The sequence below is a fragment of the Hymenobacter seoulensis genome (assembly GCF_054780535.1).
Map to the genome: position 1 here is coordinate 1,265,686 of NZ_BAAGWD010000002.1, position 22,260 is coordinate 1,287,945.

Below are 22,260 nucleotides of genomic sequence, written 5' to 3' on the forward strand. Positions count from 1 at the left end.
GCTGCCGATTCACCTGATTAATATTCGCCCTCATCGTCGGGGCGCAGGGCTTGGGCAGTTGCCAGTGGCGCTTGCTGGCCAATGGAGTCCAAGAGTAGGCGGCTGCCTTCGCCCTCGCGGCGCTCTACCAGGTTGAAATATTGAAAGCTAATGGCAATCATCACCAAGGGGTAAAATGCCAGCGAAACCAGCACCTGAATGCCTGAATACACAATCAGCAGAATACGGCTCAGCGAGGAAATTTCAGTGGCGCCTCCACCGGTCATCAGCTCCGTAAAGGGCAAGCCAATGGCTGAAAGAGCAACAACTACTAGCAGCATAATCAGCCACAACATCATTGTCATGACCATAATAAGGCCAAATGTAGACCACCATTTGCCCCAAATAAGCTGGAAGCAGCGCTTTACACTACCAATAAAGCCACGGCCTTCGCGCAGCCAAATCACAAAGTACAGGCTGAGTGCTACCATGGCATAAATCATGGCGATATAAATCACGAAAACGGTCAGGAAGATTACCCAGGAGCCCAGCAGAGCGGAGAGAGCCGCGGAAACCAGACCAATTGCCATGGAAATGGCCAGCGCACCTACCGTGAAAAGCAGCCCTAGACCCAGAAAGGATCCAATCATGCCCAAGAACCTGGACTTCACCACCTGCCACACATCCGCTGGGGTAACGGGCGTTTCTGGGTCGGTTTTGCTGGCGCTCAGCACCACGTAGCCATACACTACCAAATGAAACACCACGAACAGCAGCAAGCTGCCCAGCATCGTGAGTAGGAAGCCCGCTGAGGTAAATATCGGAGGCAACACACTCTGCACGTCGCCCATCCGGCTGCGGCGGGCCATGTCGCCGAAGGTGCCTAGCAACTGGTTTTGCATCAGGCCCAGGCCGATGCCGGTGAGCAGGGCCAGCGGAAGTACCAACGTGGCCATCACGCGGGCTAGGGGCGTAGCGTGGTAGCGGATAAAATCAAACGTAGCCTCAATTTTCTGGCTGAAGTCCCGCTCGCGCAGAAAGTCAGTGGGCTTGGTAAACGCGAGATGACGCATAAAAAGAGTAGAGTGAAATCGATAAGCAGAAAAAAACAGGACAGTATGTTATGCTCCCGCCGACTGTCGGTGAAGCCACCAGGGATAGGCTACAAAGTACCCCAGAATAAAGGCGCCGGAAGTGCCAATAATGGCCAGGCTGGCTAGTAGCGGCATTTCGGTGTGGCGCGTGACGAAACCCTCCAGAAAGCCCGCCACAATAAAAATAGGTACTAGGCCCAGCACCAGCTTCATGCCGTCGCGGGCGCCGCGGCGCAAGGAGTCGCGGCGGGAGTACGTGCCCGGAAACAGGATGCTCTGCGCCATTACGGCCCCCGCTCCGCCAGCAAGCACAATAGCGGAAATTTCGAGAGTGCCATGAATCCAGATGGTGAGTACTGAGGGTAGCAGCGCGCCTTTCTGGTAGAAGAAATACTGGAAAGAGCCCAGCATTACCCCGTTCTTGAACAGCATAATAAGCGTGAGCAAGCCCCCTGTGATGCCGCCGGCAAACGCGTAGAGTGATACTTTTACGTTGTTAAGCGTGATAGCCAGAAACATCAGGGTTTCATCGGCGCCCTTGTACACGGCCATGGGGTCGCCTTTTTCAATATTAGCCAGGGTCTGGTTTACGTAGTCGTCGCTGAGCACCACGCGCACAAAGGAATCGTCGCGGGAGGCGGAAAGCGCCCCAATGAACGTGGAAAGCAGGAAGAAGACCAGGGCGCCCAGCAATACGCGGTGGTGGCGCACCACCAGCAGGGGCAACTCTTGGCGCCAGAACGCGACAAAGCGGCCGGTTTCCTGCTTTTTGTTTTTGTAGAGGGCCTGGTGTAGCTTGCTCGTCAGAGTATTGAGGTAGGCGGTAGTGGCGGAGTCTGGATAAAACGTCCGGGCATACGACAAATCATCGGTCAGCTCAATGTAGCGCCGGGCTAGCTCATCGGGGCCCTGAGCCGGGGCCGTTTCATATTGCTGCCACCGGGCTTGGTTTAAGCGCAGGAATACCGTTTCGCGCATATCACTACCTAGCTATTCTTTAACGGGCATTTCCTTACATTTCTTGGCTGGTGCCGAAGCGCGCCGGGCTAAATATACAGGTTTCGGGCGGCCTCTAAGCGCCCAATTTTCAGCAGCATGAGTACGATTCGAATTCACACAACCCAGAACGTAGTTCTGGAATATGAAGCGGCCAGCGTCGGCGACCGGGTGTTGGCCCAACTGATTGACCTAGTGGTAATGGGCTTATGGGCGCTGGTGCTAAACTTTCTGATTGAGCAACTGACCAACTCCTCCGATGAGCGCCGAATTTTGCAGTACGCGCTTATTTCCGCGCCCTTGCTGATTTATCATCCGGTGTGCGAAACGTTTTTTAATGGGCAGAGCCTGGGCAAGCACGTGCGCCACCTCAAGGTAGCCCGCCTCGATGGCAGCCGCCCCGGCCTCGGCGACTACCTGTTGCGCTGGCTGATTGGGCTAGTAGAAATCGGCATGACCATAGGCTCGTTGGCACTGCTAGCTACCCTGCTCAACGGCCGCGGTCAGCGCCTCGGCGATATGGCGGCCGGCACTACCGTGGTTAGCCTGCGCACGCGCACGCCCAGCGTAGAGGCCATAGCCGCCGAAACCGCCATTCCGGCCGGCTATATGCCCGTTTTTAGTCAGGCCGCCGTGCTCACCGATCAGGATGTGGCCATGGTGCGCCGCCTTTTCCATCAGGCGGCCCGTCGCAACGACTACATGCTGCTGAATGAAGTGGCTAACAAAGTGAAGGCCGTAACCGGCATCCGGACGGAGCTCGAAGATGAGCCCTTTCTGCGCACCGTCTTACGCGATCAAGCCTACTTCGCGGCCCAGGAAAGCGCCCACGGCTAGGCCTCGGGTGCCTGCACACCCTGCTTTACGCTATAAAAAAGCCGTGCTGCCAACGAGGCAGCACGGCTTTTTACCTGAAGTACTAGGTCCGTAATCTTACTGAACCACCAGGCGTTGGGTGCCGGCCGTTTGGCCATCCACCGTTAGGCGCAGGAAGTATACGCCGGCCCGCTGGTGCGTAGGCTGCCAATCGAGGGTGTGCGCCCCTGCCGCCAACGCACCGGTAGCTTTGCGCTCTACTGTGCGGCCTAGGGCATCGATGAGCACCAACTCGGTTTGACCGGCGCGCGGCAGCCGGAAGCTGATTTGCGTGGCTTCGCTGAGCGGGTTGGGGTAGAGGCTGAAGCCCGTAGCTACCTCGGGGCGGCGCGTGCCGGTAGTAACGCCGCCAGCCGCTGCAATGGCTATATCCCGCACAGCAATGCCATTTCCGATTACAGCAGGGGTAATAGCGGCGCCGGTGGTCAGATTCAGGGCATATAGGCTAGAGTTGGCGGAGGCGCCCGATGCGGCTACCAGGTACGCTGTGTTGGTGCCGGCCGCGGAGCTAAAGATGTCGATATCCACGTTAGGGCCGGCCGTGGCCGTAATGCCTGATGCCCCGATGGTCGTGAGCGTGCCTACATTGGGCGGATCTTGGCGCACCAGCACATTCAAGGCTTCATCGTAGCCAAACAGGGTAGTAGTGCGGGGCGTTTCGGTGGTGCCGGCCGGGCCGGGGTAGCTGTTGGTATAGGCCACAGAGCCAATAGCCGGTGTGGCGCTGGCATTCGCATCGGTAGTGGCGTACGTCAGCTGCCCATCGGTGGTAGGGGCGGCGGTGCCGTCGTTGGGGTTCAGGCGGAAGTTGCCGCGGTTAGCTCCTACTACCCGAATGCGGTCTACGGCCGGGTTGAAATCGAAGCCAATGCTGCCAGTGCCCAGCGCCAGCGGCACTAGGTTGCCGGTAGCAGTTGCCACGCCCGTAGTGGGGTTGATGGTATACAGCTGGCCCATTTGCATGGCGGCATCATATCCTAGTCCATACAGGCGGTTATCCAGCGGGCGCACGTCTATGCCCACCAACGTTTGGGAAGCCGCTACCCCCGTAACACCCACCGAAGTCCGGATGGTACCAGGCAGGGCGGTGTCAAACGAGAGAATGTTGCTGCCGGCCAGCGCATAGGCCAGCTGGCCAGTAATGGCGGGCAGCGTAGCAGGGCGGGTTATTTGGAAGGCAATATCCGTGATGGCCACCAGCGGGCCCGTGCCTACCGGCCCCACCGCTGTAGCGGCACCCGTAGTGAGGTTTACGGTATAAAGCGTGGTAGTAGCGGCCGTGAGGCTAGTAGCCGTAGCCACCGTCATGTAAGCCGCGTTGGTACTGGTAGTGGGGTTGAAATAGATATCCAGATCAGAGACTTGGGCCATGCCGTTCAAGGTAACGCCCAGCGGGGCGGTGCCTACCGTGTTCAGAACGCCGTCATTGGGTGGGAGCTGGGTAACGAGGCGACTGTTGGCTTCGTCGAGGTTATAGAGCGTGGTACCAGTAGCCCCGATGTAGCTGTTGGTGTAAGCCGAAGAGCCTACGCCCGGGGTTTGAGCCGTATTAACATCTGCAGGAGCGTACGTGAGTTGACCATCAGTGGCCGCTAAGGCACCATTGTTAGGGTTTAGCCGGAAGTTGGTGCGGGCTCCTGAGGTTACCCGGATGCGGTCTACTGTAGGATTAAAGTCGAAACCAATGCGGTTCAGCTCCGTGCCCAGATTCAGAGTGAGGGCCGGGCCAACGGTGGTAGCAGCGCCCGTGGTGCGGTTGAGGGTGTACAGCTGAGCCTGAGTGCCGGTAGGGTTGTAACCCAGGGCAAACAGCTCGCCGGTGTTCGGCCTGAAGTCAATGCCTACTAGGTTCTGGCCCGCGGTAAGGCCCGTTATCGGAAGCGCGGCCGTGAGCGTACCCGGCGTTGCCACATCAAAGGTTACCAGGCTTGCGGTTATCGGAATTCCGCCTTGGGATATGCCATACACGGTTTGGGCCGCAACTGGCGCAGCAGTCGCCAAGAAGGCGGCCACTCCTAGCAGGAAGCCGCCCCGCCGGGCCGCCATGCGGCGAGTAGAAGTTGTAAACATGAATACGTAGAGGTTAGTGAATGAGATGGGAGTTAAAATGGGTAGCCTATATAGGCTTTCGTAGATACGGAGTTGAGCGCGAGAAGGCTTTTAGCTCCGCAGTAATTAATCTGGTTTTAATGCTAGTGGGCTAAAAAGGCTGATTGTCAGTAGGGAAGCCTAAAAATTACACCTTGCCGCACACAAAAACGACCTGTCAAGCGCTTGACAGGTCGTTGGAAGTACAGAGTGCGAAAATCTAGTTTAGAAGAAGCTAAGGCCTAGCCCGCCGACACTGCTTTGCGGCGACTGGCGGTTTTAGGGGCTCGCTCTTCGCCTTGGGCTAGTAGCTCGTCGTCGCGTTCGGTTTTCTTGGCCCAGCTCAGCGAGTACAGGTCTTTGCGCCGGTCGCGGAGGTTACGCACGGCCCCGCTGGTGTTGAGGTCCTTGAGCAGGTCCAGGTCTAGGTCAGCAATGAGGGTCATCTCCGTGTTCGGGGTTGCTTCGGCCACAATAGCATCGTGGGGGAAGGCAAAATCAGAAGGGCTGAACACGGCACTCTGCGAGTACTGGATGTCCATGTTCTCAACGCGGGGCAGGTTGCCTACCGAGCCGGTAATGGCCACGTAGCACTCGTTTTCAATGGCCCGGGCTTGGGCACACAAGCGCACACGCTGGTAGGCGTTTTTGGTATCCGTCCAGAAGGGCACAAACAGAATTTTCATGCCTTCATCTGAGAGCATGCGCGAAAGCTCGGGGAACTCCACATCGTAGCAGATGAGGATGCCTATTTTGCCGAAATCCGTGTCGAAGCAGCGCAGTTTATCGCCGCCGCGCATGCCCCAATAGCTGGCCTCATCGGGGGTTACGTGCAGCTTGTACTGCTCATCCACGGTGCCATCGCGGCGGCAGAGGTAGCTGACATTGTACAGCTTGCCATCGTCGTAGAGCGGCATGGAGCCGGCGATAATGTTGATGTTATAGCTCACGGCTAGCTCCATCATTTTCGTTTTGATGGGCTCCGTGAAGGCCGACATCGAACGAATGGCCACCGACGGCGACTCCTCGTTGGTAAGCGCCATCATAGGCGCGTTGAAGAACTCCGGGAACAGCACGCAGTCGGCCTTATAGCCCGAAACGGTATCGACGAAGAACTCCATCTGCTGGAAGAAGTCCTCCAGGTTTTTGGTGGCGCGCATCTGCCACTGCACAATACCAATGCGCACGTTAGACTTCTGGTTACCGATCAGCTTGTCGGTTTCCTCATCGTAGTACACGTTAATCCACTCCAGCAGGGTAGCATAGGCCTTCGATTCGGAGTCGTAGGGGAGGTAGCCCCGGATGAGCTTGCGGACGTAGAAGTCGTTGGAAAGCTGGAAGGTGAGGATAGGGTCGGTGAGCTCCTTGTTGCGCACCATTTCCACATACTTGGCCGGCGTCATTTCGTTGGCGTAGGCAGCGTAGCCCGGAATGCGGCCCCCTGCTACCATGGCGCGCAGGTTCAGGTTTTCGCACAGCTCCTTGCGGGCATCGTAGAGGCGGCGGCCCAGGCGTAGGCTGCGGTACTCGGGGTCCACAAACACGTCTACGCCGTACAGCGTATCGCCATCGGGGTTGTGCGTGTTGAACTTACCGTTGCCCGTGATTTTGGCGTAGGTATGCCGGTCGCCGAAGTCGGAATACTGCACAATGATGGCCAAGGCCGCGGCTACAATCTGGCCGTTGTCTTCAATACAGATCTGGCCCTCCGGAAACTTCTTCAGCAAGGCGTTATACTCTTCCTGCGACCAGGAGCCTTCCATATTGGAGTACACCTTGTCCATGATTTCCTTCACGGCCTTAAAATCGGAGCGGCGCAGTGTGCGCAACACGAGTTTGTGGGCCGGAATAGCAGTAGGCGTCAGCAGCTCAGGAGTGGTGGGCATGCCAGGAAGCGTATTTTTTTTGGCGGAGCCCCCGCCGGCTTTCCCATGTGAAGTGGTGGACATATGTGTCAGAAAGAAAGTAGCAAAACAAGATCAAAGATACCCACCCGGTAGCCGGGCGCGGCACCTCTCTTACGGGTGCACAACAACTTTAGTAAAGAAATAGATCAGCCGCGCGATTCTGGCTGGCCTCGGGCGGTGTTAAGAACGAGAGGGAATAGACACGCGTGCTACTCCCGAACCACACGCCGCACGGCAACTCCGGCTGCCGTTTGCACCCGCAGAAGTACTACCCCCCGGAAGGAGCCAAAGGCACTGGAAGGCAGCAGCAAGGAGCGGCCGGGCCGGGTAGGTTCTTGCCGGAAAAGCAGACGCCCGGTCACGTCCGTAGCGGTAAGGGTTACTAGCCCTGCCGATGCGGGCAACGTCAGGCGCAGCGGCTCGCCGGAGCGCACGGGGTTAGGAAATACCGAAACTGCCGATTCAGGCAGGGGAGTGCTGTTGGCTAGGGGCCCGCTGAGGCGGCGGTACACGTCGCGGTACTCTAGTAGTGCCACCGTTTCGCGACCGGCTACCACTTGCGTGGTTATTTGCAGCAGCGGGAGGCCCTGCTTCAGGCCCAGCCATTTGTACTCGCGTGTTACCCGGTCGAGGGCGGTGCCGGGCTGGCCTTGCACCGAGAGGCTGTCGTGGGCAGTGAGCGTGCTCACGACCCGTAGCACAGTAAAGGTGCCAAAAGGCGTGATGAGCGTGCCCCAGCCATCGGTGTGGTTTACGCGTTTCTGCTTTTCACGCAGGTAAGCTAGGGTAGGTACACTGGCTGTAAAATCGGAGTTGCTGGAGTCTTTTTGGCCATACGTGAGCGGAAAGCGGTACACCACATCCTGCAGTTGCTGACTTTGATACGTGGCGGGCAAACCTGTCCCTTGCAGCACCGCCCCAAAGCCTACTTGGCGGTAATCAGCGGCGGAAGCATTGAAAAACTGATACACTTCGCTTACAGGCAAGCCGGCTTCGGCCAGTGGGCTCAGGTCTTGACGAACGGCTTGGGTTGCACGATTTACACCGGATAGTGGCCCAAATGCTACAGGCAGGAAGCCGGGAGTACTAGCCACGTTTTCAATCCGAACCACCCGCTGGCTGACCGGCGTTAGGGTAGAAAAATCCCAGGTTTGATTGGGGCCGGTTTGGCTGAGCGATACGCTCGTGGCTGCGCCGGCTTGGCTTAGCCGGAGTGTGTCACCCACGCTAGGCATGTCAGCCAGCGAAAGACTGATTGCCTGCTGACTACGGGCCGGAGCCACTAACCCAACAAGCAGCAACGAGACCAGAAGCGGGGCGTAGCGGTAGCACATAAGCAGGCAGAGAGAAAGTGGCCGGATTTCCGAAGATACACCACAGAAGGGGTGAGGCAACATCTCCAAGCGCCCGTATCCTCGTACCTTGCAGTATGCTGCCGCCCGAAGAACGTCGTATGCAAACGCTAGCCCGCATCTTATCAGCTCCGGAAGTTTTCCCGGGCACGGCGTGGCTTTGCGCCCCGCCGGAGGTAGAGCGCTGGGTTCCCGAAACGCCGGCGGCCGTATTGCTGACGGCCGTGGCGGGGCAACCCGTCCCGGCTCCGCATGGCTTGGTGCGCACGCTGTTTATGGATGAAGTGCAGCTACTCATGGAGCGCCTGGTGCGGCAAGTGCCCGGTGCATCGCCCTGGCTTCGGGTACAAATGCTGAGCCGCTACCACCAGCACGACGAGTTTCCGGCCCTCACCGGCCAGCCCGATACGCTGGCTTACTACCTCGTTGATGCGGTCAGGGCCGGTTCGCTCACGCCACCGGAAGCGCTGGCTCAGCTACGCCGCTATTTTTCCCACTTCACCCTAGAAGCTGCCCAGCGCATACTAGCCAAAGCGTTTTTGAGCTCGAAGTGAGGTAGGGTAGGTAGACGCTAAGGATGTATAACCAAAAGTTGCCGGTCACGCTGAGCGCAGCCGAAGCATCTCTACCGCTTCGCTAGGCCAGTTGATTAGCCAGAAGTAGAGATGCTTCGGCTGCGCTCAGCATGACCGGCGATTTGGTTACTGACGCCACGCTCATAGCAATCAACCGGACCGATATGCAAAGCCCCGCGCAGCCTTTCACGTTCTGAGGTAATTGACTACCTAGTATCAGAACGTAAAGTGTTGCGTGGGGCTTTGTATATCGGATTATTCTGTCGGGTGGCTGCTGACTTACAGCGCCATTTCTGGCACGTCGTCGGGGATGACGAGCTTGCCGGCGGTGGCGGCTTTGATCTGCTCTACGGTAACGCCAGGCGCCCGCTCGCGGAGCACAAAGCCGTCGGGCGTAACGTCCAACACAGCCAGCTCCGTCACTATTTTCTTGACGCAGCGCAACCCCGTGATGGGCAGCGTGCAGGCGGGCAGCAGTTTTGAGGAGCCATCTTTGGCCACGTGTTGCATGGCCACAATGATGTTTTTAGCCGAAGCGACTAGGTCCATGGCGCCGCCCATGCCTTTCACCATTTTGCCCGGAATCTTCCAGTTGGCAATGTCGCCGTTCTCGGATACTTCCATAGCGCCCAGAATGGTTAGGTCCACATGCTCGCCCCGGATCATGCCAAACGAATCGGCGGAGCTAAAGATGCTGGAGCCAGGCAGGGTGGTCACGGTTTGCTTGCCGGCATTGATGAGGTCGGGGTCCACCTCGGCTTCGGTTGGGAACGGACCCATGCCTAGCAGCCCGTTCTCCGACTGCAGCTCCACATTGATGCCTTCCGGAATGTAGTTGGCTACCAGGGTTGGGATACCGATGCCCAGGTTGACGTAGGAGTTGTTTTCTACTTCCTGCGCAATGCGCTTGGCAATACCGTGTTTATCTAGCATGATGGGGTGGGAAAGTAAGGTGGGAGAGAGCAGCGCCTATTTCACAGGTGTTGCTTTCGATTGGATTACCGTCTGGCGAACCAGACGCTTGAATTTGTCGCCCAAGTCGCCGTAGCTGTTGGGGTGTTTCTGGGTATAGAGCAAGGCCACAATCTTCTCCTTGGGGTCAACCCAATAAGTAGTCCCGAAGATGCCGCCCCACTCAAACGTGCCTTCCGAAAGGCCAGATTGAGCCGCGCCTTTTGGAGTAATAATGCTGAAACCCAGGCCAAATTTATTCAGGCCCTGCTCAACCGAGCCGATCTGGTTGCTGGTTATCAGGCGCACGGTGGCGGGCTTGAGCAGGCGCTGGCCGCGGTATTCGCCCTCGTTCAGCAGCATTTGCAGAAATACGGCGTAATCATCAATAGTCGACGATAAGCCCGCACCGCCCGCGAAGTATGTACCGGCCGTGTTGGGATACTCTGGGCTGATGTAGCCCAAAGAAGCTAGCTTGGCTGGGCTTGGAATGGTGTTTTTGCTGGCATCTTCGGTGTAAAGCTTAGCCAAGCGGGTCTGCTTTTCTGCGGGGAGGTAAAAGTAGGTGTCGCGCATGCCGAGCGGCTGAAACAGGCGCGTGCGCAGAAACTGATCCAGCGACTGCCCCGATACCACCTCAATCAGATACCCAAGCACGTCGGTGTTCAGGCCGTACGTGAATTGCGCGCCGGGCTGGTGCATGAGAGGCAGCGGGCCCAGCGCCTTCATGGCGGGCGCCAGCAACCCCGCCGGCGTACCTATGCCGCTCGGAACGCGAGCCTTAGCGTATATAGCATTAGCCTCCGGCGAGCCAATAACGGCGTAGCCGATGCCCGAGGTATGCGTCAGGAGTTGGCGAATGGTTACCTCGCTGCGCGCCGGCACGGTAGTATAGCTGGAGTCCCGGGCGTTGAAAGTGGCTAGCACCTTGGGGTTGCGAAATTCCGGCAGGTACTTCGATACGGGGTCGTCGAGCTGAAATTTGCCTTCCTCGAAGAGCATCATCACGCCCACGCTGGTAATGGCCTTGGTTTGGGAGGCAATGCGCACAATGGCATCCTCGCGGAGCGGCTTTTTACTAGCCACATCATCGAGCCCAACCGCCTTTCGGTAAATGATTTTACCGTCGCGCGCAATCAGGGCAATGGCGCCGGGCACCTTGTTGGCGGCCGTGTATTCTTGCAGCAGCGCATCAATAGCCGGCAACGAAACCGGCGCCGCGGTTAAGGCCTGGGCGTGGGCTTTAGCTACGGCGGGTTTGGCGGGAGCGGCAATTTGCGCCACCGCGCCCCAGCCGCTGAGCAGCAACAAAGCAAGCGTCGGGTACTTCATATCAACCTCAGGAAAGCCAAGAATGCACTAGGTAGAAAACGGCGGCAAACCGGTGCTTAGCCCTGCCGAACCGTGCGCTGCTCAATGCGCTTCTCGTAGTTTTTGCCCTCGAAAATGCGCTGCACAAAAATGCCGGGCGTATGAATCTGGTTAGGGTCCAGCTCGCCGGCGGGTACGAGTTCTTCTACCTCGGCCACCGTGATTTTGCCAGCCGTGGCCATCATGGGGTTGAAGTTGCGGGCCGTGCCTTTGTAGATCAGGTTGCCGGCGGTGTCGCCTTTCCAGGCTTTTACGAAAGCAAAATCGGCGTGCAGCGCGGTTTCCAGCAAATACATTTTGCCATTGAACTCGCGGCTTTCCTTGCCTTCGCCTACCTCGGTACCGTAGCCGGCTGGCGTAAAGAACGCCGGAATGCCGGCGCCTCCGGCGCGCACTCGCTCGGCTAGGGTGCCCTGCGGTATCAACTCTACTTCCAGTTCACCGCTCAGCAGTTGCCGCTCAAACTCAGCGTTTTCGCCTACGTAGCTGGAAATCATTTTGCGCACCTGCTTGGTCTGCAGCAGGCGGCCAATACCGAAGTCATCGACGCCGGCGTTGTTGCTGATGCAGGTCAGGTTTTTCACGCCTAGGTTCAGAATTTCCTGAATCGAGTTTTCGGGAATGCCGCACAGGCCGAAGCCGCCGAGCATCAGCGTCATGCCGTCGGTGAGGCCGCGCAGGGCTTCGGCCGGGCCGGCTACCACTTTGTTAATCATAGGTTGGGTGGGAAAAGTTTGGGGCGGAAAGTTAGGCTTTCTCGCAGGCTTTCCCACTCAACAGGCAATTGAAGGCCGAATTGCTAGGGTGCTAGGTGCCTTAAACTGCTTAGGCCCCCAGCAAATGTCGGCGGGCGTCGGCGGCATCCATGCTTAATTGCTCTTTCAGAGCATCTAGGCCATCAAACTTCTGCTCATCACGCAGACGGGCCACAAACTGCACCGTCAGGGGCTGGTCGTACAGGTCGCCGTCGAAGTCGAGCAAGTGGGCTTCAACCGTTTGGGCCAGGTTACCGCCTACCGTGGGGCGCACGCCAATGTTGAGCATGGCCGCGTGATGCGTGCCGGCCGCTGTGGTTGCCATGACAGCATACACGCCCCGGGCCGGAATAAGCTTCAGGGGCTCCTCACACTGAATATTGGCTGTGGGCCAGCCAATGGTGCGGCCTAGTTGCCGGCCTTTCACTACGGTGCCGGTGAGAGGGTAGGAGTAGCCCAGGTAGCGGCTGGCAGTAGCCACATCGCCGGCTTCCAGGGCCCGCCGGATGCGCGTGCTGCTCACGCCCACGGCATCTACATCTTCGCGCGGAATTTCTTCTACCGTCATGCCATAGCGGTCGGCATGCTGGCTCAGGTATTCGAAACCACCTTCGCGGTTTTTGCCAAACCGGTGGTCGTAGCCTATAACTAACTGGCGCGTGCCCACCGTGCGCAGCAGAATATTCTGAATGTATTCTTCGGAAGTCCAGGCCGCAAACTCTTTGGTGAACGGCACAATCAGCAGGTAATCAACGCCTAGCTCCGACAGCTTCGTAATACGCTCCGGCAGGGTATTCAGCAAATGCAGGTCAATTGGCTCCGGATGCGAGGGCGGGGGGGCCAACACTAAGCGCGGGTGCGGCCAGTAGGTGATAACCACCGAAGGACCACCGCTCTGCCGCGCTACTTCAAGCAGGCGCCGCAGAATCTGCTGGTGCCCCACATGGACCCCGTCGAAGGTGCCGCTGGTTACTACGGCATTGCCTAAGTGCGGAAACTGCGCGGGGTCCTGAATAACGTGCATAGGAAGAATAAGCAGATCAGTGAACTAAAAAGAGCTGCGCGAAGGTAGGGTTGGGCTCAGCAGCACACCTAGGCAGCAGAGGCCGCAAGTATACTACGTGAGCAAGTGGCTTTACGCTGCCGGTTCCGGCGTTTCGTCGGCGGCAGGCGGTGGCGTGTGGTTAGCCTGGAAGTATTCTAGTCCCGCGCGGCGCTCCGGTTTGCGCTGTCGCCTCTGGCCGCCCGAGCGTTCGGAGCGCTCTGCCTCGCCGGCGGGGCGGGGTGGGCGTAGGGCTTCAATGGCTTCCATGGTGAGGGCGTCGGCTAGCTGATACTCGCCAATGCGGGTACGCACCAGCTTGGTTAAGTGTGCGCCGGAGCCTAGGGCCGCGCCATAGTCGCGGGCCAAGCTGCGGATATAGGTGCCTTTGGTGCATACCACCCGGAAATCGACGTCGGGCAGGGCAATGCGGGTAAGCTCAAACTCCCGAATGGTAATCTGCTTGCTTTTGATTTCGGCCTCGCCACCGCGTCGGGCTACCTCGTAGGCGCGTTCCCCGTTTACTTTCACCGCCGAAAACAAAGGCGGCGTTTGCTCGATTTGGCCGATGAAAGGGGCTAGGGCTGCCCGTAGGTCCTCCTCGGTGAGGTGCTGGTAGGGCGCTTCGTGGTCAACGGGGGTTTCCAGGTCGAAGCTGGGGGTAGTCTGGCCCAGACGGAACGTACCGGTGTATTCTTTTTCCTGGGCCTGAATCAAGTCAATCTGCTTGGTCATTTTGCCGGTGCACAAAATCAGCAGGCCGGTAGCCAGCGGATCGAGGGTGCCCGCATGCCCGATTTTCTTGATGCGCAGTGTGTTTTTAACCTTACGCACCACATCAAACGACGACCAGGTGAGCGGCTTATCCACGAGCAGCACTTCGCCGGTTTCAAAGTCGAAGCGAGCAGCGGCGTCGGTTGAAGGTGTCGGGGTAGGTAGGGAGTCTTCCATAAGGCAAGGCTAGCTGCCGTTAAGGGAGCCAGCTGGTTGGCAGAACGCAGTACGCCGACCGAGGTTGAAAAGAGCCGCCGGAGCAGCTTTGGTTACAAAATGTGCAGCGGAATGCCCAGCGCAATCATTACCAGAATAATTACGCCTACGCCAATGCGGTAAAGACCAAAGGCCCGAAACCCGAAGCGCGACACAAAATCGACAAACGACTTTACGGCCAACAGCGCCACAATAAATGCGACTACGTTGCCAAACAGCAGCAGCTTGATTTCGTTGGCGCCGGGCGTGGCAATTTTGAAGGTTTTGTACAGCTGATAGGCCGTAATGACAGCCATAGTGGGCACTGCCAGCAGAAATGAGAAATCGGCCGCGGAGCGTCGGTCGAAGCCCTGCGACAAGCCACCGATAATAGTAGCTGCGGAGCGCGATACGCCCGGAATCAGGGCAATGCACTGAAACAAGCCAATGCGCAGCGCCTGCCCAAAGTTGGGAGTAGTTACTTCTTTGCCGGGGTTCTTGAACAGCTTGTCAATAAATACCAGCACAACACCACCAAGTACCAGCGCCCAGGCTACTACCGACACATCCTTTAGCAAAGCCTCAATTACGTCCTTGAGCAGAAACCCCAGGATGCCGAACGGCACAAAGGCCACCGCTAGCTTCAGGTAAAAGTCAAAGCTCTGCAGAAATCGCCGCCAGTACAGGGCTACTACTGAGAGAATGGCCCCAAACTGAATGGACGTGATAAACGTGTCAGTAAAGGAAAGCTGGCCGATGCCGAGCAGGTTGGCCACGATAATCATGTGTCCCGTGCTGGAAACCGGCAGAAATTCAGTTATTCCTTCAACAATAGCTAGCAGCAGTGCTTGCCAATACGTCATGGAGGGGAGAGGTAACGACACGAGGCCAGGAATACGCTCGGTGCTTCCGGCATATTCCTGGCCCACTAAGCCAGATTAGCGTTTATAGGTAGGAGCTTGCTGGGGCGCGGCTGCTGGGGCGCTCGGTGCGGCCGGTGCAGGCTGGGCCACTGCGGTGCTGGTTGTAGTGGCGTCGTGTGCTACGGGGGCGGTGGTGCCTGACCGGGCCATAATAGCCCAGAACTCAATACCAAACCCAATGGCCAGCAGAATAGGCCCTAACGTAATTCCCAGAAAACCTTCACCGTAATCGGCCGTGTCCAGGGTCATTGTGATAAAGCCGGCGGCCAGCACGGCCAGCCCAATAAACATCAGCCGATAGTTGCGCGGCCCGAAGGCAAAGCGGGGAGTGTTCGGTTCCATAGGGCAAAGGTACAAGGTTAGCGGAAGGGAAGCGGGAAAAAGCAGCAAGCAGGCCGCAAGCAAGTTGGGTGTGGCCCTAGGCCTAGCGCTGAGTAGTGTACGGGTTTGAGCTCTAATAGGAGCTAGTGCGGCGGACTGCCAGGTGCGGATGTTAGTACAGCTCATCCAGCGACATACCCGTGTACTTGCGCACGGCCCGCCAGGAGCTCAGAAAGCCAATGCCCATGCCTAGCACCATCAGCAAAATGCCCAGCGCTCCAAACAGGCGCACATCCTGAAACAGGCGCAGGTCGGCGAGCTGCAGGTAGGCGTATTGGAGCACTACCAGTAACAGCAGGCCCGCCAGAATGCCGCTTACTAAGCCCTGCCACACCGCACGGCGAAGAAATGGCCACTGAATAAAGGAGGGGGTAGCGCCCACCAGCTGCATGCTCCGGATGAGGAAACGTTGTGAAAACAGCGCCAGCTTAATGGTATTGTTGATCAGGACGACCACCACAAACGTGAGGATGGTAGCAAAGCCCAGCAGCACTAGGCTTACGTTGCGCAAGTTCTTGTTCACGGAAGTAATCAGGCTTTCCACGTATTCTACCTCAAACACGCCTTCTTCCTGCCCTAGCTCCTTTTTGATGCGGGCTAGGTTCTCGGCGGTGGCAAAGTCGGCGTTGATTTTCAGCAGGTACGCATCACGCAAGGGGTTGTCGCCGAGGAATTGCTGGAAGTCTTCGCCGGTCTGGTCGATGAGCTGCTTGGCTCCTTCTTCTTTCGACAGAAACCGGACCTGCGGCTGCCCATCCTTCACGGCAATGTAAGGCTTGCGGGAAAGGTCTTGCTGCAGCCGCAGAAGCTGCGTTTCGGGCAGGCCGCGCTCCAAATACACCTGCATTTCCAGGTTTTCCTTTACCAGCGTTGAAATCTTGTGCGCGTGAATCAGCAGCAGCCCAAACAGCCCAATTACCAGCAACGCCAGCGTAATGCTGAACACCACCATAGTGTGCGGGTAGCTGCCTAGCTTTTTCTTACGAGTAGGGCGGGGTTGCGGCATAGGTGAAATTGTGAGAAGTGAAGTTGTGAAAAAGCGTGGAGAGTGACTGGTAGTATGCACAACATCACCCTTCACAATTTCACCTTTACATTACGGTACGAGGATCATCGTCAATCTGTAGTTCGCGGGCTTTGCGGGCGTTCCGGTCGCGACGGCTGAGGCGTTTGCGGGCAAACAGCTCGCGGAAAGAATCAAACTGCTCGGTGTGCAGCAACGAGACGCCCGCCCGCGCCTGGTTGGTGTTTTGGTTTAGGCCCGTAAGGTCGCGCGGCGTGGTTTCGTAGCGCAGCTTGGCCCTGAACTTACCATCGGGCCGCAGGTAATACTCCAGGCTCAGGTCGCCGAGCACCGAGGACTGGGCATTCGGGACGGGCTGCGGACCGTTGGTGCCGTTGCTGATGGAGTTGTTGCCGAAGCTGCCTTCCCGCGTAATGCGCAGGCGTCCGTTCATAAACGAGTAGCTCAAGCGCAGCTGCAAGGCTTGCAAGTCTTCAGCCGTGAGGCCCGTCAGGTTAAAGCTGATTTCGAGGTTGGGGTCGATTTGAGACGTAAGCAGGCCTAGCTGCGTGGAAATAATCTGGCCCAGGCTGTTGCCGATGGCGTTGTTTTCTCCCTGCAGGCGCGTGACGGCCAGGGAGCCAATAGGTGTCAGTTGCCGGAACACCACCAGGCTAAATACCTGCCGATTCAGCTCCTGCTCATCGTTGCGCAAGGCCGAAAAGAAGGCCGCCAAGTCACCTTCCAAGGAGGATGGAATATCGTTGAACTCCAGGTTGAGCCGGATGATAGGCTGCAGCAGTGGCCCCGTCAGGTTCATGACGGCCGTAACGGGTACTACGGCCGTGTTAGTAGCCAGTACAGGGGCTAGGGAAGTGCGCTGGGTGTAGGTGGCCGTCACGTTCATCTCGCCGGCTAGCGGGTCGCCGTTCCAGGAAATAGTACCGCCGGGCCGCACCACAAATTCCTTGTTCACGAGGCCCTGCAGCGTGAAGTTGTAGGCTCCGCGCACAATCTCTACCTGCCCGTACATGTTAAAGTCGCCGCGGGTATCAATGTTGAGGCGCAGTTGGCCGGCCGCCGTACCTCGGATGATGTCGCCGGTACTTTCATCCAGTAGCAGCTCTACGTACGCATCCGGCGTGATATCCAGGTTCATGTTCAGCCGAATGCCCGACAGGTCGGAGGTGCCGGCTATTTCTACTGGCCTGGTGCGGGCCGTGTCCGGAATGTTGCGGTTCACAAACCGGATGTACTTGGCCTGCTCGGCTTTGGCGGCGTTGTCAAAGGGAAGCGAAACGCGAGTGCCCGCATCGCTACGTGCCGTCACGTTTATGAATAAGTTATCGGAGGGGCCGCGCACAATGGCAGTGCCGGTGGCATACGCCTGCCCGAAGTACAGCTCGTTGTCTTTGCGGGTGGTATTGAGCACCTGTAGCTTCCGGAAAGAAGCGTTCAGATCCAGCCGCATGTTCTGGAAGCCCTGCTCGTAAATGCTGCCGCTTACTACCCCCGTATTGCCCTGCGGGTCGCGCAACGTGACATTCTGCAGCGCAATCCGGTCTTGCAGGAAGCTGATGCGGTCCGAGAACGTGTACGTGGTGCCCAGATAAATAAAGGTGAGCTGCCCATCGGTAACATCAATATTGCCGGTGAGTACGGGCGCTTTCAGCAGGCCGCTCAGGCGCAGCGTGCCACGCGCACTACCCCCCAGGTCGCGGAAAATCGTGTTCAGGAAAGGCTCCGCTAGCTTTACGGGCGCATCGGCCAACACGCCGGTCAGGTTGAGTTGCTGGGTTTCAGAGCCTGGGGAATAATAGCCAGTAAGGGCCACCACGCGTGTCTGGTCGCGTTCCACATCCAGGTTCACGGCCAGGCGTTTGGAGCCATTTTCCCAATCGCCGCGGCCTTTAACGTTGCCAATGAGCACGTTGTCCATGCTCAGAGAATCAACGCTCAGTGTGGAGTTGATAACCAGCGGGCCAAACACGCCACTGATGGTGCTGAGCGCATTCACCCGCCCCCCAAATTTCTGACTGCCGGTTAACCCGTTGAGCGTAGCTAGCTCGAAATTGGTGACCGTCAGGGCCAGCGGCTTGTTAACGTTTTCCGACAGAAAGCCTTGGGCACTAATGCTCTGCGGCCCGTTGCTGAGCGTTACATTTTGAAAATCGAACTCGCGGCCGCCGCCCGAAATTACCAGGGAGTTATCGGGGGCAATAGCCCATTCCTTGCCCAGCACATTCACGCCCGACTGTCGGAAGGTAATTTTAATGGCATCTTCCAGGAAAGCCAGGGCACCGTTGATCTGGGCTTTGTTGGTAGTGCCGGTTTGAGCCAGAGAGGTAGAGAAGTTGATGCGTTCCTGGTCCCAGACGCCTTCTACGTAAAACTTCTCAGTAGCGCCCAACCCCGGTACCCGCTGTTGCTCTGAGGTAACGCTAGCTTGGGCCAGTATCTCGGGCCGGTAGGGGAGCTTGGAGGTAGTCAGGTCGAACTCATTGTTGCGCAGCTGTACACTATCGTAGCGCAGCTCGCGCACGCGGCCACCCAGCTGTAAAATGGAGGTCTGACCGTTGCGGAACGTGCCATCAATGCGCGTAGAGTCAGAAATGGTGAGCTGAGGCACAAACAGGTGCAACACCGGATTCGGCTTCTTCAGATACAAATCCAGCGCAATCTGGTAGTCTTTCAGCGGCACCTGGCGCTTGCGTCGGTAGTACGAAGCCAGTGCTGCGTCGTTGCTCTCAAAGTTGAGGCGATACTCCGTCATCAGCGTGTTCACGTCCCGGATGACGGTGGAGGGTATGAAGTTACCGTCGAGGTTCAGGTTCAGTACTTCGGAGCGAACCGTGAGGCTACGCTGTCCGCCGGTGTAGCGGCTGAAAATGTCCAGCGTGTCAACAGGCACGGTGCGGCCCGCGTAGCTGATACGGGAGTTTCGCAGGCGCGCATAGCCTAGCAGCGCATCCAGGCGCAGGCCTTCAAACTTGACATCAGCCGTTGTTGCCACCGTTACGCTTTGTTTGGTCAGGCCAAGCGCGCGCAGGTCGGCGCGCCGGATGCGGGCGCGCAGGTCGAAGGCCTGGCGGGCTTTATTGAGGCTGATGGTGCCGTCGGCGTCAAACTGTAGGCTGGGGTCGTTGGCGGCCAGCTTGCCCGTGAACGACTCGCGGCTGAACTGCCCATTGGTGGTGATGTTGCGGTAGCGGTAGCCATTGAGCCAAATGCTCTGCACTGTGGCATTGGCCGTGAGGCGGGCCGTGCGCATATCAAAGCCCACGCCCTCTACCTTGCCATTCATGGTGATGTCGCGAATGGTCCTTTCATCACCGAGTAGCTTGCCCAGCTGGAAGCCGGTGGTGCGCACTTGGCCTTCGTAGCTGGAGTAGCGCGGGTCGGTTTTGAACTTGAGGTTAACGTCGGAGACGACTGAGCCCAGCGCCGTCTGGAACGAGCCATTGGCCACAAAGTCGTTGTAGAAACCGAGGAATTGACCTTTCAGCTTGACGACCCCTAGGCGCTGCACATACGGCCAGCCCGAAGCCGGAATGTAGCGCCGGATGTCGCGCCCATCGAGCACCGAAGGCTGCAGGCGCATTTCCACGAAGCTTTCCTTGATGTTAGGCAAGCCCTCCACGTTGATGTCGCCTTTCACGCGGGAGTTTTTGCCGTACTGGATGTCGAGGTTTTTGGTGGTGAAGTTGCGCACGTAGCCCTTGGCCTCGCCCGAAATCAGCACCGTCTCCTTCAGGTCGCGCATGAACGGCTGGGGCGCAAACTTGGCAATATCATCGGAGTACACGCGGCTGGGCTTAAGCCGGGCTACTACCCGCACGGAGTCGTTAAAGTCTGTGAAATTCAGGAAGTGTTGGTACTCAAAGCGCAGATAATCATGGAGATGGCTATTCTGCACGCGCAGCATCAGCTTATCAAACTCCCAGAATTTATCGGCGTAGGTCATGTTGGCCGTCAGCTCGCGCAGGCGCGTGCCGGAAGGCGTATCCACGGTGCGCAGGCCCCGAATGTTGGCGTGAATGGTGTCGCCTTTAATCCACAGCTGATCGGCATCGGCATAGATGCTGTCGAGGTACATGTGGGCGTAATCCATGGTGCGGCCGTATTCCGGAATGCGGGGCACGTGCTGGCGGTCGAGCACAAAACGGCCGTTGCGCAGCCCAATAGCGTCAATCTTGAAGTCGAAGGGCTTGCTGACTTTGGTCGTGTCCGAAGGACCAATCAGACGCTTTACCGACTTGATGAACTGATCGAGCGTAGTAGAATCGGGCTGATCCTTATAGGTGATAAGGTTAAAGCGCGGCTCTTCCAGCGTGAGCTTGCCCACGTGCAAGTGGCTAGGGTCGAGCACGGTAAAAAGCCGGATGTCGGCATCGGCCCGCCCAATGTTGAAGAGCTCGTTGCCGCGCCGATCCAGAACTCGCACGCCTTCCAGCAACACCCGAGAAAAGGGGCGAACATCTACGCGGCCTACCAGCACTTTCTGGCCCAGCTTATCGGTAAGGATGCGGGCGGCGCGTTGGGCAATATCCGTCTGCACACTCGGAATGCGCAATGCCACCAAGGCACCCACCACCGCCAGCACTACCAGCAGCAGCAGAGCAAACAAGACCTTAAGGGTGACGGATAGGAAACGAGGCACGAGCGGCAGATAGGGAAAGGTCAGCGGCAGACCGCAACAAAGATACAGGGTTAGGCCCGACCGTTGCCTGGGCAAAAAACGTTTCTGCGGCAGCGAAGGTTAGCTATAAAACGCACCTAGCGGCAATCTGGTGTTTTGCCCCGACCTTTGCTAGTAAGTTTGGTATTCCGCCGACTTTTCTGGTGGCGCGGGCCGCAATGGGTTTGCGGCGCCAGATGAGCTAGGAGTCAGCTTGAGCATCAGCCCCCGGCCTGCGTTAGTGGCGGTTACTAAGCTGCTTTAGCAAGCAAACCGCCGAAGCCTTCACTTTTGACACTTACTATAGTAGTATGCATCCTGTAATTCTGGCCATTGAGTCTTCCTGCGATGATACCTCGGCAGCCGTGTTGGTGGACGGTGAAATCCGCGCTAATGTGGTGGCTACCCAACAGGTACACGTGCAATACGGTGGCGTAGTGCCCGAGCTGGCCTCGCGGGCCCATCAGCAGCACCTGATTCCGGTAGTAGAAGCGGCCCTGCAAAAAGCCGGCGTTTCCAAGCAGGACCTCGATGCAGTGGCCTTCACGCAAGGCCCTGGCCTGCTGGGCTCTTTGCTGGTAGGTGGCATGTTCGCCAAAACGCTGGCCCTCGCCCTGGGCAAGCCCTTAATTGCCGTAAATCACATGCGGGCCCATATTCTGGCACATTTTATTGACGCGCCCCGGCCCGTATTTCCGTTTCTCTGCCTGACCGTGAGCGGCGGACACACCCAGCTGGTAGTCGTGCGTAGCGCCCTAGATATGGAAATTATCGGCCAGACTATTGACGATGCCGCCGGCGAAGCCTTCGATAAAACCGCCAAGCTACTAGGCCTGCCGTACCCCGGAGGCCCCCACCTCGATAAGTTGGCGCGCCAAGGCAACCCCACACGCTTCTCGTTTCCGGTAGGTGCCATGCCCGGCTACGATTTCTCGTTTAGTGGGCTCAAAACGTCGGTACTGTATTTTCTGAAAAAGGAAACCGCCCAGAATCCCGACTTCATCCAAGAAAACCTGGCCGACCTCTGTGCTAGCATTCAGCACACCATCATCCAGACGCTGTTGCGCCAGCTGCGCCGCGCCGCCCACGACCAAGGCCTCACTCAGATTGCCCTGGCGGGTGGCGTGGCGGCCAACAGTGGCTTGCGTGAAGCATTACAGCAGGAGGCCGAAGCGCAAGGTTGGCAGGTGTTTATTCCGGCCTTCCAGTACTGTACCGACAACGCCGGCATGGTAGCCATGACGGCCCAGTTTCAGTACGAAGCCGGCGACTTTGCCACGCAGCTCGTCAGCTCCGATCCGCGCCTGAAGTTGGCCTAGG

17 protein-coding genes are annotated in these 22,260 nt (G+C 57.9%); 3 read left to right on the top strand and 14 right to left on the bottom strand.

Annotation, left to right across the window (positions count from 1 at the left end; translation table 11 throughout):
• Positions 1-17: 17 nt before the first annotated feature.
• A complete protein-coding gene (locus ACYVHC_RS13220) occupies positions 18-1,052 on the bottom strand; it encodes a hypothetical protein (protein WP_460614197.1) in 1,035 nt (344 codons plus the stop codon).
• Positions 1,053-1,100: 48 nt separating this feature from the next.
• A complete protein-coding gene (locus ACYVHC_RS13225; RefSeq protein ID WP_460614198.1) occupies positions 1,101-2,051 on the bottom strand; it encodes a stage II sporulation protein M in 951 nt (316 codons plus the stop codon).
• Between the two features lie 117 nt (positions 2,052-2,168).
• Between ACYVHC_RS13225 and ACYVHC_RS13230 the strand changes: the two genes are divergently transcribed.
• The gene (locus ACYVHC_RS13230) at positions 2,169-2,906 is read left to right on the top strand and encodes an RDD family protein (RefSeq protein WP_460614199.1); all 738 of its coding nucleotides are present in this window, start codon (positions 2,169-2,171) and stop codon (positions 2,904-2,906) included.
• Positions 2,907-3,002: 96 nt separating this feature from the next.
• On the opposite strand, the gene ACYVHC_RS13235 is transcribed toward ACYVHC_RS13230, so the two are convergent.
• The 3 genes from ACYVHC_RS13235 to ACYVHC_RS13245 all read right to left on the bottom strand — a co-directional run bounded on the left by ACYVHC_RS13235 (position 3,003) and on the right by ACYVHC_RS13245 (position 8,274).
• Entirely contained in the window at positions 3,003-5,015 is a 2,013-nt protein-coding gene (locus ACYVHC_RS13235) for a DUF4394 domain-containing protein (RefSeq protein WP_460614200.1), read from the bottom strand.
• Between the two features lie 260 nt (positions 5,016-5,275).
• Positions 5,276-6,919 carry a GNAT family N-acetyltransferase gene (locus ACYVHC_RS13240; protein WP_460614318.1) on the bottom strand — a complete coding sequence of 548 codons (1,644 nt, stop codon included), beginning with the start codon at positions 6,917-6,919 and terminating at the stop codon, positions 5,276-5,278.
• Positions 6,920-7,149: 230 nt separating this feature from the next.
• The gene (locus ACYVHC_RS13245) at positions 7,150-8,274 is read right to left on the bottom strand and encodes a T9SS type A sorting domain-containing protein (RefSeq protein ID WP_460614201.1); all 1,125 of its coding nucleotides are present in this window, start codon (positions 8,272-8,274) and stop codon (positions 7,150-7,152) included.
• A 95-nt stretch (positions 8,275-8,369) separates the two neighbouring features.
• Between ACYVHC_RS13245 and ACYVHC_RS13250 the strand changes: the two genes are divergently transcribed.
• Entirely contained in the window at positions 8,370-8,846 is a 477-nt protein-coding gene (locus ACYVHC_RS13250; RefSeq protein WP_460614202.1) for a hypothetical protein, read from the top strand.
• Positions 8,847-9,146: 300 nt separating this feature from the next.
• Here the strand turns inward: ACYVHC_RS13250 and ACYVHC_RS13255 are convergent, their stop codons facing one another.
• From ACYVHC_RS13255 to ACYVHC_RS13295, 9 genes are all read right to left on the bottom strand, one after another.
• Positions 9,147-9,800 carry a CoA transferase subunit B gene (locus tag ACYVHC_RS13255; RefSeq protein ID WP_460614203.1) on the bottom strand — a complete coding sequence of 218 codons (654 nt, stop codon included), beginning with the start codon at positions 9,798-9,800 and terminating at the stop codon, positions 9,147-9,149.
• Between the two features lie 36 nt (positions 9,801-9,836).
• The gene (locus ACYVHC_RS13260) at positions 9,837-11,150 is read right to left on the bottom strand and encodes a serine hydrolase domain-containing protein (RefSeq protein ID WP_460614204.1); all 1,314 of its coding nucleotides are present in this window, start codon (positions 11,148-11,150) and stop codon (positions 9,837-9,839) included.
• A gap of 56 nt (positions 11,151-11,206) precedes the next feature.
• Positions 11,207-11,905 (bottom strand): CoA transferase subunit A, encoded by a 699-nt coding sequence (locus tag ACYVHC_RS13265; protein WP_460614205.1) that lies wholly within the window; start codon positions 11,903-11,905, stop codon positions 11,207-11,209.
• A gap of 109 nt (positions 11,906-12,014) precedes the next feature.
• On the bottom strand, positions 12,015-12,968 hold the full coding sequence (locus tag ACYVHC_RS13270; RefSeq protein ID WP_460614207.1) for a bifunctional riboflavin kinase/FMN adenylyltransferase: 954 nt from the start codon (positions 12,966-12,968) through the stop codon (positions 12,015-12,017).
• A 111-nt stretch (positions 12,969-13,079) separates the two neighbouring features.
• On the bottom strand, positions 13,080-13,937 hold the full coding sequence (truB, locus tag ACYVHC_RS13275) for a tRNA pseudouridine synthase B (protein WP_460614208.1): 858 nt from the start codon (positions 13,935-13,937) through the stop codon (positions 13,080-13,082).
• Between the two features lie 92 nt (positions 13,938-14,029).
• Positions 14,030-14,839 (bottom strand): undecaprenyl-diphosphate phosphatase, encoded by an 810-nt coding sequence (locus ACYVHC_RS13280; RefSeq protein WP_460614209.1) that lies wholly within the window; start codon positions 14,837-14,839, stop codon positions 14,030-14,032.
• Between the two features lie 54 nt (positions 14,840-14,893).
• Complete coding sequence (locus ACYVHC_RS13285; protein ID WP_460614210.1) at positions 14,894-15,220, bottom strand: DUF3098 domain-containing protein; 327 nt, start codon at positions 15,218-15,220, stop codon at positions 14,894-14,896.
• A 151-nt stretch (positions 15,221-15,371) separates the two neighbouring features.
• The gene (locus ACYVHC_RS13290) at positions 15,372-16,265 is read right to left on the bottom strand and encodes a cell division protein FtsX (protein WP_460614212.1); all 894 of its coding nucleotides are present in this window, start codon (positions 16,263-16,265) and stop codon (positions 15,372-15,374) included.
• Positions 16,266-16,350: 85 nt separating this feature from the next.
• On the bottom strand, positions 16,351-20,922 hold the full coding sequence (locus ACYVHC_RS13295) for a translocation/assembly module TamB domain-containing protein (RefSeq protein WP_460614214.1): 4,572 nt from the start codon (positions 20,920-20,922) through the stop codon (positions 16,351-16,353).
• A 329-nt stretch (positions 20,923-21,251) separates the two neighbouring features.
• Here ACYVHC_RS13295 and tsaD point away from each other — a divergent pair, with 329 nt between their 5' ends.
• Positions 21,252-22,259, top strand: coding sequence for a tRNA (adenosine(37)-N6)-threonylcarbamoyltransferase complex transferase subunit TsaD (tsaD, locus tag ACYVHC_RS13300; RefSeq protein WP_460614215.1), 1,008 nt, complete (start codon positions 21,252-21,254; stop codon positions 22,257-22,259).
• The last annotated feature ends 1 nt before the right edge of the window (position 22,260 follow it).